The organism is Amycolatopsis sp. CFH S0740 (assembly GCF_004522315.1).
Classification (GTDB): Bacteria; Actinomycetota; Actinomycetes; order Mycobacteriales; family Pseudonocardiaceae; genus Amycolatopsis; species Amycolatopsis nivea.
The window spans coordinates 353,135-365,827 of sequence record NZ_SDLS01000001.1; the positions used below are offsets into that span (position 1 = coordinate 353,135).

The 12,693-nt window shown below is 70.7% G+C and carries 9 protein-coding genes; 1 reads left to right on the forward strand and 8 read right to left on the reverse strand.

Translation table 11 applies throughout. The features are described 5' to 3' along the window. Positions 1–91 precede the first annotated feature (91 nt). The 5 genes from EIZ45_RS01760 to EIZ45_RS01785 all read right to left on the reverse strand — a co-directional run bounded on the left by EIZ45_RS01760 (position 92) and on the right by EIZ45_RS01785 (position 8,795). Complete coding sequence (locus EIZ45_RS01760; protein ID WP_134661557.1) at positions 92–1,141, reverse strand: LuxR C-terminal-related transcriptional regulator; 1,050 nt, start codon at positions 1,139–1,141, stop codon at positions 92–94. A 51-nt stretch (positions 1,142–1,192) separates the two neighbouring features. Next, positions 1,193–2,236, reverse strand: coding sequence for a helix-turn-helix transcriptional regulator (locus tag EIZ45_RS46680; protein ID WP_134661556.1), 1,044 nt, complete (start codon positions 2,234–2,236; stop codon positions 1,193–1,195). Between the two features lie 413 nt (positions 2,237–2,649). Further along, a complete protein-coding gene (locus tag EIZ45_RS01770; protein ID WP_134661555.1) occupies positions 2,650–3,483 on the reverse strand; it encodes an AraC family transcriptional regulator in 834 nt (277 codons plus the stop codon). Between the two features lie 560 nt (positions 3,484–4,043). After that, complete coding sequence (gdhA, locus tag EIZ45_RS01780) at positions 4,044–5,387, reverse strand: NADP-specific glutamate dehydrogenase (protein WP_037805849.1); 1,344 nt, start codon at positions 5,385–5,387, stop codon at positions 4,044–4,046. 72 nt (positions 5,388–5,459) lie between these two features. Then, on the reverse strand, positions 5,460–8,795 hold the full coding sequence (locus EIZ45_RS01785) for a molybdopterin-dependent oxidoreductase (RefSeq protein ID WP_134661554.1): 3,336 nt from the start codon (positions 8,793–8,795) through the stop codon (positions 5,460–5,462). A gap of 93 nt (positions 8,796–8,888) precedes the next feature. On the opposite strand from EIZ45_RS01785, the gene EIZ45_RS01790 reads away from it, so the two are divergent. Then, a complete protein-coding gene (locus tag EIZ45_RS01790) occupies positions 8,889–9,530 on the forward strand; it encodes a GntR family transcriptional regulator (RefSeq protein WP_240690518.1) in 642 nt (213 codons plus the stop codon). Positions 9,531–9,546: 16 nt separating this feature from the next. On the opposite strand, the gene EIZ45_RS01795 is transcribed toward EIZ45_RS01790, so the two are convergent. From EIZ45_RS01795 to sucC, 3 genes are read right to left on the reverse strand one after another with little or no spacing between them, the layout of a single operon-like run. Further along, a complete protein-coding gene (locus EIZ45_RS01795; protein ID WP_134661553.1) occupies positions 9,547–10,401 on the reverse strand; it encodes a LysR family transcriptional regulator in 855 nt (284 codons plus the stop codon). Positions 10,402–10,452: 51 nt separating this feature from the next. Continuing rightward, positions 10,453–11,340 carry a succinate--CoA ligase subunit alpha gene (gene sucD, locus EIZ45_RS01800; protein ID WP_134661552.1) on the reverse strand — a complete coding sequence of 296 codons (888 nt, stop codon included), beginning with the start codon at positions 11,338–11,340 and terminating at the stop codon, positions 10,453–10,455. A 3-nt stretch (positions 11,341–11,343) separates the two neighbouring features. After that, positions 11,344–12,504: an ADP-forming succinate--CoA ligase subunit beta gene (gene sucC / locus EIZ45_RS01805; RefSeq protein ID WP_134661551.1), complete on the reverse strand. Its 1,161-nt coding sequence runs from the start codon at positions 12,502–12,504 to the stop codon at positions 11,344–11,346. Between the last annotated feature and the right edge of the window lie 189 nt (positions 12,505–12,693).

Genomic DNA, 12,693 nt, shown 5'->3' on the forward strand with positions numbered 1-12,693 from the left:
GTTTCCCTCCCGGTGTGAACCCGTTCACGCCTGGGGGAAAAGCTACGAGCGCGGCGACGTCAGGCCGATCCCTCGCGGGAGGCCGGGCCGGTTACCCCTCGAAGGAGGGAGGCGCGCTCAGGACGACGCGGGTGAGCGCTTGCCGCGAGCCGATTCCGAGCTTGCGGTAGACGGCTTTCAGGTGCTGTTTCACCGTGTAGGGGCTCAGCAGGACCCGCGCGGCGATCTGGTCGTCGCTGAGGCCTTCGACGGCCAGCACAGCGATTTCGCGTTCCCGCGGCGTCAGCCGTGCCGCGATCGACGGCGGAAGCCCGGCCGCGTCCCGTTCGAGCCGCAGCACCGCGACCGCGACCTCGTCGTCCGGAACGGGTCGGGAACGCAGCGAGAGCCGCAAACCGCGCTCGGCAAGGGGCACCGTCCACGCGAACCCGTCGCGGGGATTCCGGGCGGCCATCGTCTCTTCCAGCCACGATTCGGGGTCCTCATCGGACACTTCGCGCAGCAGCTGCCGGGCCGCTTCGTTGAGCCGCCGCTTCCCGGTGCGCAGGTCGGTCGTCACGAGCGCGACGGCGGCGAGATCCAGCGCGGCCCACGCGTTGTCGCGTTCGCGCCGAAGATCGTCGCGCGCTTCGAGCGAGGCGACCGCCGACCCGACGACCCGCCCCAGCGCCGAGGCGACCGCGACCTCGGCTTCGCCGGCGAGCAGCCCCGGATCCTGATCGGCGAAGTTCAACGTCCCCAGTATCCGGCCGCCCGCGACGATCGGGGCCTCGAGCACCATCCGCATCCCGTGCAGCGCGAGGACGTCCTGGTAGAACGGCAGATCCTGCCAGTCGTCGGGCGGCATCAGGTGCGCGCTGTGCGCCGCGCTGCGGGTGTCCACCGCCCGACGCAGGACCGGATCCTGCTCGCGTCCGGCGTCCTCGTACCGGGCCAGGAAAAGGTCGCTGACGCCTTCGGTCGCGGAACGGTGCCGCGCCGACGAGAAGAGATAAATGCCGAACGACCGCGTCGGCAGCGCGGACCGGGCCACGCGGAGATAGACCTCGAGCAGCTCTTCCGTGCTCGTGGCCGCCGACAGCTCGTCGGTAGCGGACACGACCAGCCGGGCTGTTCGTTCGTCGGGACCGCGCTGGGACATCGTTTCGTTCTCTCGGCCGGATTTCGGGATTCTAGCCCCTGCGGCCGGAGATCACGTGTCGTGCAGCACGAGCCGCGCGAGCGCAGTGCGGGAATCCACGCCCAGCTTGCGGTAAATGCTCTTCAAATGCTGCTTCACCGTGTAGCGGCTGAGAAAGATCTTCGCGGCGATCTGATCGTCGTGCAGTCCGGACACCGCGAGCCGGGCCACCTCCCGTTCGCGAGGCGACAGCAACGCCGACAGCGAAGGACTCAGCGCGATCTCGCCGCCCGGGCCGTCCTGGATGTCCAGTGTGGTCACCGACAGCGCGGGCTGGCTGGGCACCCGCACCGTGCGCAGCGTCGCTCTCACCCCGCCGGACTCGGCGACCTGCGTGCTGGCATCGGGATTCGCCGCCATCACGTTCTCCAGCCACTCCGTCGGCCCGTCCGGCGCCACCCGGCGCAGCGCTGCCCTCGCGGCCGCGTTGAACCGCCGCTGCCCGCCCCGATGGTCGGTCAGGACCAGTGCGTCGTCGCACACGTCGACCGCCGTTTCGAGATGATCGCGTTCCCGGAGAAGGGTTTCCTGCCGGAGGAGCCCGCTCAGCACCAGCCCCACGACCCGCCCCAGCGCCGTCGCGACGGCCAGGTCCTCGTCGGAGGAGAGCGCCCCGGCGTCGCGATCGGCGAAGTTGAGCGTGCCGACGATCTCGGCCCCCGCGACGATCGGCGTCTCCAGCACCATCCGCCAGCCGTGCAGCGACATGACTTCGCGGTACACCGGATGCTCGGTCCAGCGGTCCTGGCTCATCAGACGCGAACTGTGCGCCGCCTGGTTCGCGGTGAGACACTGCCGCAGGACCGGGTCGCGCTCGCGGCCGAGCTCCTCGTACCTGGACAGGAAGACGTCGCTGGCCCCCTCGGTGGCCCGGCTGACCGGCGCGCGATTCCGCGGGTCGCGCACGTAGATGGCGAACGAACGCGAGGACAGCAGCTGCGGCACGGCCCGCATGTAGCAGTCCTGCAACTCGGCGACGTTCGCCGCGGCCGCCAGCGAGTCGACGACCGCGACGAGCGCCGGGGACGCCACACCGGGGCGAGCTGGTCCGGTCATCCAAGACCCTCCTCCGGATCGTTCTTCCCGCCCGCGCGGTGGGGTTGCGGCCTGCGAACGGGGCCACAGTGAACCATCCCGGGCATCCCTCGTAGGAGGGAATCGCCTGGTCGTGGCGGGGGGAACGGGTGCTTGGCCGAGCCGCCGGGCTCGTGGCACGGCAGGCTGGGGGCGGGTCGGCCCGTCGTCGGGCGGACGGCTGGGCTTGGCGGCGCCGGATGTGCGGGCGGCGGGTCGCGGGCGGGGTCGGATGTGCGGGCGGGGTCGGCCTGCCATCGGGAGCGGGTGGCTGGGCTCGGCGGGGGTCGGATGTGCGAGCGGCGGGTCGGCCGATGTCCGGAGCGGGCGGGCCTGGGCGATGGTGGTCCCTCGAGATCCCGCCCAGCCGCGATTGCCCGCAGCCCATGCTCCGCTCACCCGCGCAACGGCGACCGCCCGCGGCCCTCGAGAAACGGCGTGTAAGAAGCGGAATGATCGTGCCCGCACGCGCACCGGTCGAGATCGCCCCCGAGGAGCTGCCTCGGCGTGACCCCGGTCAGCCGGAGACATTCCCGGCTGAGATGCGCCTGGTCGGCATACCCCGCGTCGACGGCCAGCCCCGCCGTCCCGTCCGCACCCCGCCGCCCGCTCGCGACCGCCCCGGACTGGGCCAGCGCCAGAAACCCTTGGAACCGCAACGTCCGCTGAAGCACCTTCGGACTCGTCCCGACCGTGTGCAGACACCTCCGCCGCAACTGGCTCGCCGACAACGCCAAGTGCGCGGCAACCGCGTCCACGCCGACCGGTTCCCACGGCATCAGCACCCGCACCGCTTCCCGGATGAGCGGATCCAGCCCGCCTGCCCTGCGGTACTCCCGCAGCAGATGCGCCTGCAACGCGGCAAGCCCCGCCTCGGGCGTCGGAGCGACCGCCACGGCCTCCACCAGCCGATCCACGACCCGCCCCCACACGTCAGCCAGCCCGACGCACTGGTCGGCCAGCTCGTCGAGCCCAGCGGGTAGGGGAGGAGCCGCCCCCGGCCGGAACCGCACCCCGACGACCGTCGTCTGCGCCGGAATGACCTCGACCTGCGGCCCGGTCAACGGCCCGAGCAACTGCGGACGCCCACCGACCGGGAAGTGAATCTCGACCCCGCCCGCAGGCAGATGCCGCTGCACATACGGGACGTCGCCAGTGCGCTGGATCCACACCGTGCGCACCACCGCACTCAGACCCGGCACCGGCGGACGCTCCACATACGCAGTCACCCTCGTACCGAAGCGCCCCACCAGCCGCGCGTCAAGCACGGACACACTGTGCCCCTATGTCTGGCGCAGTTTTTCCAGATAGTCACCTAGTGCGGCAAGCATTCCCCGGCTGGCGGTTCGCTCCTCCGCGGCACGACAACACCGCTCGGCATCCGCATCGCGGGGAGTCCGCCCACAGCGCATCCCATCCTCGACGACGCGCAGACTGCCGACCGGAAGACCGAAGATCGCCAACTGCCGCCCGGCGGACTGTCGGCCAAAGACTGCCGACTGGCAGACCGCCGACCGAAGACCGCCGACCGGCGGACTGTCGACCGGAGACAGGCGACCGGAGACGGGCGACCAGTGGACTGGCGACCGGAGACAGCCGACCGGAGACAGCCGACCGGAGACAGCCGACCGGAGACAGCCGACCGGCGGACTGTCGACCGGCAGACCGCAGACGGTAGATCCCAGACCGCAGATCCCAGACCGAAGACCGCCCACCGTCGACCGGCAGACCCCCGACCAAATACTGCATACAAAATCCAGCCGAACGAAGACCGTCCGCAGGATCCGGCTCAGATGTACCCGCACACGTCCATCGCCGCGACCACCTTCCGGAACCCCGCGATATTCGCCCCGCTCACGTAATCCCCGGCCACCCCGTGCTCGTCGGCCGTCTCGAGGCACGTCCGGTGAATGTCGGTCATGATGTCCCGCAACGTCCGGTCGGTGCGCTCGAACGTCCACCGCTCCCGCGCCGCGTTCTGCTGCATCTCCAGCGCGGACACCGCGACCCCGCCGGCATTCGCGGCCTTCCCCGGCCCGACCGCCACCCCGGCCTCGCGGAAGATCTGCAGCGAACCGGGCGTGCACGGCATGTTCGCACCCTCCGCGACCGCCCGGACGTTGTTCTTCACCAGCCGCAATGCGGACTGCTCGTCCAGCTCGTTCTGCGTCGCGCACGGCAACGCCAGGTCACACGGCACATCCCAGGGCGTGCCGTCGGTGACGTACTTCGCCGACGGCACATGGTCGACGTACTCGGAAAGCCGCCCGCGCCGCGCGACCTTCAGTTCGTGCAGCAGTTCCAGGTCGATCCCGCGCGGATCGTGGACGTACCCGCCCGAATCCGAGCACACGACCGGCTTCGCGCCGAGCTCCTGAAGCTTCGCGATCGCGTGGTAGGCGACATTGCCCGACCCGGACACCACCGCGGTGCGGCCGGAGAACGAGTCGTCGCGCGCGCCGAGCATCGCCTCGAGGAAGTACACCGTCCCGTATCCGGTGGCCTCCGGCCGCGCCGGAATGCCGCCCAGCAACGGGTTCTTGCCGGTGATCGTGCCCGCGTCGTAGCGGTTGGTGAGCCGCTTGTACTGGCCGAACAGGTACCCGATCTCGCGCCCGCCGACGCCGATGTCGCCCGCCGGGACGTCGGTCTCCGGCCCGATGTGCCGGACCAGTTCGGTCATGAACGCCTGGCAGAACCGCATGATCTCGCCGTCGCTGCGGCCGGCCGGGTCGAAGTCGGACCCGCCCTTGCCCGCGCCGATGCCGAGGCCGGTGAGCGCGTTCTTGAAGATCTGCTCGAAGGCGAGGAACTTGACCGTGCCGAGCGTGACGTCGCCGCGGAAGCGCAGCCCGCCCTTGTACGGCCCGAGCGCCGAGCTGAACCCGACCCGGAAGCCGCGGTTGACGTGCACCGCGCCCGCGTCGTCGGTCCAGACCACCCGGAACATCACCTGCCGCTCCGGCTCGCACAGCCGCTCCAGCATCGCCGCGTCGCGCAGGTCCGGATCCCGCTGCAGCGCGGGCCGGATCGCTTCGAGCACTTCGAAGACGGCCTGGTGGAACTCCGGCTCGGCCGGGTTCTTCCGGACGATCTCCTCGTACACTGCGCGCGATGTCTGGTCGAGAGCCATCCGCCGATGATGCCGTCCGAATGCCGGATTTCGCACCCCGGACGGGGTTTGCGAGGTTAGGGGTGACCAGACTCACGCATCGAGCACTACATCCGCAGTGGGGATCGCCTGACAGGAAAGGCACTGGTCAGCGGGCAGATCGTCGGCGATCGCGACCAGGTGCGCGACCGTTCCGCCCAGCACCGTCACGGCGCAGCTCTCGCACTGCCCGAGCCGGCATCCGCTCGGCAGCGCGACCCCGGAAGCCTCGGCGAACCGCAGCAGGTCCCCGTCGCCCGCCCGCCAGGTGGCCTCGCGGCCGGACCGCGCGAACCGCACGGTGGCTGTCGCGTCGTCCGGGATGTGGACCGGCGCGGGCGCGGCGTGGAACTTCTCGGTGAAGATGTCGAAGCGCGGCACGCCCCGCTCCACCAGCCCGGCGGTCAGCTCGTCCAGCATGCTTTCCGGACCGCACAGGTAGAACCGGGCCCGCCGCCGGATCAGCTCGGCGTCGACGCGGTCGGCGGTGATCCGGCCGGTGAAATCGCAGGACTCCTCCGGACCAGGACGGCTGTAGTGGTCCACGATCTGGACAGAGGGCAGCCGAGCCGCCAACCCGGCGATGCGCGCGCGGAACGCGTGCCGGGAGCGGTCGCGGCTGCCGTGGTGCAGCACGATCTCCGGCGCGGACGCGGGTTCGAGCGACTCCAGGTAACTGAGGAACGGCGTGATCCCGATCCCGGCCGCAAGGAGCACGATCGGCCGCGAATGGACAGTCGGCAGCGCGAACCCGCCGGAAGGAGCCGTGACCAGCAACCGGGTTCCGGGCTCAAGCCGGTCATGCACAGCGGGCGAGAACTGCCCGCCCGGCACCCGCCGCACCGCGATCGCGTACCCGCCGTCGGCGGCTTTCGCCGACCCGGTCAGCGAGTAACTGCGGGTCAGCCCCGGCGCGTCCGGCCAGGCGACGGTGATGTGCTGCCCGGCCCGGAACTCCGGCACCGCGCCGCCGTCCACCGGCTTGAGCCGCACCGACCGGATGTCCTCGGTCTCCAGCTCCGCCCGCTCGACCGCGAACTCCCGCTGCCCGGTCCACGGCTCGGGCTCGTCCGGCCGGACGTCGCAGAACGTCGAACGCAACGGCACCGACCCGCTCACCGGATCATGGGCGTCGTCGCCGACGAGCGAGTTGTAGTTGGTCCCGCCGTCCTCGAGCGGGTCCGAACCGGGCAGCGCGAGGTCAGGAGCCGGCTGCCACCAGCCGTACTCCGCCACGACCACGTCGCGATGCAGCGTGGGATCGATCCGCGCGCGCATCCGGACGTCCGCCGAAGCCGTCGTGATGCGGACCCACTGCCCGTCCTCAATCCCGCGCTCCGCGGCGAGTTCCGCGCTCAGGTCGACGGCCGGCTCGGGAGAACGTTTGCGCAGCGACGAAATCCCGCGATGCTGGCTGTGACAGAAGTATCCGTTCTTCGCACAGGTCAGCACCAGCGGATGCCGAGCGTCCGGGACCGGCGGCTCGGCAGTCGGAACCGCCGGGTAGCCGTGCTCGGCAAGCCGTTCGGAATACAGTTCGACCCGGCGAGTCGGCGTCGCAAACCCAGTCACCGCGCCATTTTCCGCAAGATCGGCGTATTTGCGGTACTCAGTCCGCAACGGCAGATCGATGCCGCCGGGCTGTTCGCGCAACTGGGCGGCAGTGAAGCCGAGCGGGGCCAGTTGGTGATCCCAGCCGTCCTCGATGCGTCCGTTGAAGAAGTCCGCGCCCATCCCGAGCCGTCCGGCCAGCTCGAACACGACCTCAGTGTCCGAACGCGACTCGCCGATCGGATCGGTCATCCTCGGCCGCAGCTGCACGTGTTCCTGCGCCGCCTGGCTGATCTCGAAACCGGCCTTGACCGCCTCGTGCTCCCACGGCGTCTGAACCGGCAGCACCAGGTCGGCGAAGCGCGCGGTCGGGTTCTCGAACAGATCGAGATGCACTGCGAATTCCAAGCGCCGCAACGCTTCCGCGGTACGGTTCGGGTCCGGTTGCGACAGCAGAAGATTCCCGCCGAAGGACACCAGCGCCCTTACCGGATAAGGCTTTTCTTCGAGGACAGCGCGGCAGAAGTTCCGTGCAGTCACCCAGCCCTGGTCCGGCGGACCGAGTGGGAACTCTTGCAGGCCAAGGGCTTTCGCTCGCTGCTCAGGCGCGAGCTGGTCCGCCGACGTGACCGGCGCGACCGCGAGCTTCGGAAGCACGACGTTGCCGCCGGGGGAGTCGTAGCTGCCGGTGAGCGCGTAGAGCGTGGCAATCGCGCGCTCGGTCTGCGTCGCGTTCGCGTGCTGCCCGACGCCCGACCAAGCCGCATACGTCACGGACTTCGCCTCGGCAAGGTCGGCCGCGAAGGCTTCGATCGCCGGGGCTTCGACGGTCGTCACGGCTTCGGTCCGATCGAGCGGCCACGCGGCACAGGCCTGCGCGTAATGCTCGAATGCGGGCACGCAGTCGACCGGGCCAGCCAGCGTGCGCACCCGGCGTTTTCCGTGCAGAGCAAACCTTTCCGGACCGCTTGCTGGATAATTCGTGTCGTACGGCTCAGCTCGTCCGGCGACCTCGTCCCACACCGCGAACCCAGCCGCGCCGGGATCGATTTCCGCCGCCCGGAGAAACCGGCCCGTGTCGGTGCGGACCAGCAACGGAGCGTTCGTCCACGACCGCACGAAAGCCTCGTCGTGCCCGCGACGTTCGAGCAACTCCCGTGCGACGCCGAGCGCGAGCGCGCCGTCCGTGCCCGGCCGCACCCGGAGCCAGTGCTCAGCCCGCACCGCGCTGGCCGTCCGCCGCGGATCGACGACGGCCAGCTTCGGCGTGCGAGCCTCAGCCAACGCGGCGGACTGAGCGAGCCATGCCTTGGCCGGATTGTGCCCCCATAGCACCGCGAATTCCGTACCCGCGTAATCCGGGGCGGGCAACGCCGAGCCGAACGTGAACGCGTGCGCGTAGTCCTTGTGCCAGTTGCAGATTTCGGTTGCGTACAGCGTATTGGGGCTGCCGAAAAGCCGGATGAACCGCTCGACCCAGTCGATCGAGTCGGACATCGGCGTGCCGCTGGGGGAGGTGACCGAGAACGCGACAGCCTCGGCCCCGCTGGTCGCGCGGATGCCGCCGAGCCGTTCGGCGATCTCGGACAGCGCTTCGTCCCAGCTGATCTCGCGCCAGCGCGGATCCGGATCGGACTTCGGCGTCGTGCGGCGCAACGGCCGGCGCAGCCTCTCGGGGGAGCGCACGAGCTCCGGCGCGGCGCGGCCCTTCGGGCACAACGCGGCACCGGTCGGATGTGCCGGATCCGGCCGGACGCCGCGCAGCGCGCCGTTCTCGACCGTGTAGACCGCGCCGCAGCGCGACCGGCACAACGTGCAGTAACCCCGGATCTCAGGCATTAGTTACTCCTTAGTAACCGGCTACCGGTTACTCCTGTACCCTGCTGGACCTAGGCGGGCGAAGTCAAGCCCGGGGAAGCGGAGGTGCGTCCCGTGACGCAGCTGCAGCGCACTAACCTGCGCGAACAAGTGCTCGAAGTGGTGCGGCAGGCGATGGTGTCCGGCGAACTGCGTCCCGGCGACATCTATTCGGCCGCCGCGCTCGCGACGCGGCTGGGCGTGTCGAGCAGCCCGGTGCGCGAGGCGTTGCTGACGCTGGTCAACCAGGGCCTGCTGGAACCCGTCCGCAACCGGGGCTACCGGGTCGTCGCGATCACCGAACGCGACCTGGACGAGATCTACGAGATGCGGGTGCTGCTGGAGATCCCGGCGACGCTGTCCGCCGGGGCGGCCGCCGGTCCGGACGACCTCGCCCGGCTGGACGCGCTGGCCGGTGAGATCGAGTCCGCAGCCGAGGCAGGCGATGTCGCGCGCTTCCTGGAGGCGGACCGCCGGTTCCACCTCGATTTGCTGGCCCTGGCCGGAAACGGGCGGCTGATCGACGCCATCGCCACGCTGCGCGACCAGACACGCTTGTACGGCTTGGAAAAGCTCGCCGAACGCGGCCGGCTGGCGGACTCGGCGCGGGAACACCGGGAGATGCTGGCGACGATCGCGGAGCGGGACTGGGCTCGGCTGGAGGACCAGGTCCGGGCGCATCTGAAGCACGTCAGGGCCGAATGGGCGGCTGGCTGAACGAGGGTGCGCTGGATCAGGTCAGGTGCCGCAACACCGCCGCCACCGCGGGCCGCGGATCGCCCGGGTGGGTCGCGGTGATGTTCCAGGTCGGGCCGCCGCGCGTGAACCGGCGGCCGGTGAGGTCGGGGAACTGCGCGGCGACGGACACCGGCAGCACGCAGCCGCCGAGGTCGTGCCGGACCAGTTCCGCCGCGGCGGGCGCGTCGGTGACCTCGTGCACGACGGTCCGGCGCACCCGAGCCGACTGGAACGTCCGGTCGGTAGCCTCCCGGATCGCCCAGCCCGGCGCGAAATCGACCACCGCTGTACCGGCGGCTTCGGCGGCCGACACGGGCCGGTCCGCTGCTCCGTCGCCGGCCGCGGTGACCAGCACCATTTCCTCCCGCCGGACCGGGCGGCTGACCAATCCGTCGCTCGGGGCGCACCCCGCGACGGCGACCATGATGTCCACAGTGGACGTCACGACCGCCTCGCGGAGCTGATGCGGCGGCGCGGTCCGCACCAGCACTCGCACGCCGGGGTGATCCCGGCGCAACGCACTCAGCGCCCGATGCGGTTCCGGCCACGCCCCGGGCATGACCCCGATCCGGACCTCGCCGGTAATCTCCCAGCGCGCCCGGTCGACGGTGGCCCGAGCGTGGCTGGCCGCCTCCAGCGCCGCTCGCGCCGCCGGGAGAAACGCTTTGCCCGCAGGCGTCAGCGCGACCCGGTGGGTAGTGCGCTCGAACAGTTCAGTGCCGAGATCGCGTTCGAGCGCACGGACCACAGTGGACACTGTCGACTGCACGGTATGCAGCCGACGCGCGGCAGCGGTGAACCCGCCCTCCTCGGCCACCGCCACGACGGTTTCCAGCTGCCGCAGGTCCATCCGTCCTCCTGGGTTCGTCCTTGAACCACTCCGGTCGTAGTACTACGCGTGCTACGCGCTGGTCCCGGCGAGCACCTCGCGGACCAACCGCGCGGTTTCGCTCGGCGTGCGCCCCACGCGGATCCCGGCCGCCTCGAGTGCTTCCTTCTTGGCCGCCGCCGTCCCGGAGGACCCGGACACGATCGCGCCCGCGTGTCCCATGGTTTTGCCTTCGGGAGCGGTGAATCCCGCGACGTACCCGACGACCGGCTTCCGGACGTTCTCCCGCACGTACGCCGCAGCGCGCTCCTCCGCGTCGCCGCCGATCTCGCCGATCAGCACGATCACGTCGGTGTCCGGGTCCTTTTCGAACGCCTCGACCGCGTCGATGTGCGTGGTGCCGATGACCGGGTCGCCGCCGATGCCGATGCAGCTGGAGAAGCCGATGTCGCGGAGTTCGTGCATGAGCTGATAGGTGAGCGTGCCGGACTTCGACACCAGCCCGATCCGCCCCGGGCCGGTGATGTCGGCGGGAATGATCCCGGCGTTCGACAGCCCGGGGGAGATGAGCCCGGGACAGTTGGGCCCGATGATCCGGGTGCGGCTGTCGCGCGCGTGCGCCCAGAACGCGGCGGAGTCGTGCACCGGCACGCCCTCGGTGATCACCACTGCGAGCCCGATGCCCGCGTCGACCGCTTCGAGGACCGCGTCCTTCACGAACGGCGGCGGCACGAACAAGACCACTACATCCGCACCGGTCTCCGTCATGGCCTCAGCGACGCCACCGAAGACCGGCAGCTCGTGCCCGTCAAGGGAAACCGTCTGCCCGGCCTTGCGCGGATTGACCCCGCCCACGACGTTCGTGCCCGCGGCCAGCATCCGGCGGGTGTGCTTGGTCCCTTCCGCGCCGGTGATGCCGGAAACGAGGACCCGGCTGGTGCTGTCGAGGAAAATCGCCATCGTTCAGCCCTCCGTCCCGGCCGCGAGCTTGGCCGCTTCGCGTGCGGCGTCGTCCATCGTCGCGACGACTGTCACCAGCGGATGCGCAGCCTCGTCGAGGATCCGCCTTCCTTCCGCGACGTTGTTCCCGTCGAGCCGGACTACCAGCGGTTTCGTCGCGCGATCGCCCAGCAGCGCCAGCGCTTTCACGATGCCGTCCGCGACCGCGTCGCACGCCGTGATCCCTCCGAAGACGTTCACGAACACACTGCGCACGTCCGGATCCCCGAGGATCACCCCGAGCCCGGCCGACATGATCTCCGCGGACGCCCCGCCGCCGATGTCGAGGAAATTCGCCGGCCCGACCGCGCCCGCGTCGCGCGCCGCGGCAGCCACTACATCCAGAGTGGACATCACGAGCCCGGCGCCGTTGCCGATCACGCCGATGTCGCCGTCGAGCTTCACGTAGTTGAGCCCCTGCTCGGCGGCCTGCTGCTCGAGCGGATCCCCGGTGTCCGCTTCCGCGAAGGCCCGATGCCCGGGATGCCGGAACGCGGCGTTGCCGTCCAGCGTGACCTTCCCGTCGAGCGCGACGATCTCCCCGCCGCGCGTGCGGGCGAGCGGATTGACCTCGACGAGCGTCGCGTCCTCGGCGGTGAACACGTCCCACAACCGGACCAGCACCCCCGCCGCTTCGACCGGAAGCCGTGCCGCCGCCGCGATCCGGCGCGCTTTGACGAGATCGACCCCGACCCGGATGTCGATCGGCACCTTGACCAGCGCCTCCGGCCGGGTCGCGGCGACCTCCTCGATGTCCATCCCGCCCGCCGCCGACGCCATCGCGAGGAAACTCCGGTCGGCGCGGTCGAGGAGATAGGAGACGTAGTACTCCTCGGCGATATCGCTGGCCTCGGTCACGAGGACGCGATGCACGCGGTGCCCTTTGATGTCCATCCCGAGGATCTCGTCGGCAACCGCCGCCGCGTCCTCGGGACGGGCCGCGAGCTTGACCCCGCCCGCCTTGCCCCGCCCGCCGGTCTTGACTTGCGCCTTGACGACAACCGGCCCGCCGATCTCGACGGCCGCGGCGCGCGCTTCGTCCGGCGTCGCGGCCACGCGGCCACGGGGAACCGGCACGCCGTGCGCGGCGAAGAGGTCGCGCGCTTGGTGTTCCAAGAGGTCCATCGGAATTCCTTCCTTGCGGGCGGGGGAGCGGGTTGTTCGGGGCTGGTGGTTCTGCGGTTGCGGAGCGCTCGGTGGCTCGGCTGCGGTTTCTGGCAGGGCCGTGGGTGGCTGGTCTGGATAGCTGGGCTGTGGATGGCCTCGCGGCGAACGACTCGGCCGCCCGGTGCCGCGCGAGCGACCGAGCGTCGA

Bases quoted from the DNA above. Each gene is read 5' to 3' on its own strand.
- EIZ45_RS01795 (WP_134661553.1), bottom strand. From the start codon at position 10,401: ATGGACCTGCGGCAGCTGGAAACCGTCGTGGCGGTGGCCGAGGAGGGC.
- EIZ45_RS01760 (WP_134661557.1), bottom strand. From the start codon at position 1,141: ATGTCCCAGCGCGGTCCCGACGAACGAACAGCCCGGCTGGTCGTGTCC.
- EIZ45_RS46680 (WP_134661556.1), bottom strand. From the start codon at position 2,236: ATGACCGGACCAGCTCGCCCCGGTGTGGCGTCCCCGGCGCTCGTCGCG.
- EIZ45_RS01785 (WP_134661554.1), bottom strand. From the start codon at position 8,795: ATGCCTGAGATCCGGGGTTACTGCACGTTGTGCCGGTCGCGCTGCGGC.
- sucD (WP_134661552.1), bottom strand. From the start codon at position 11,340: ATGGCGATTTTCCTCGACAGCACCAGCCGGGTCCTCGTTTCCGGCATC.
- sucC (WP_134661551.1), bottom strand. From the start codon at position 12,504: ATGGACCTCTTGGAACACCAAGCGCGCGACCTCTTCGCCGCGCACGGC.
- gdhA (WP_037805849.1), bottom strand. From the start codon at position 5,387: ATGGCTCTCGACCAGACATCGCGCGCAGTGTACGAGGAGATCGTCCGG.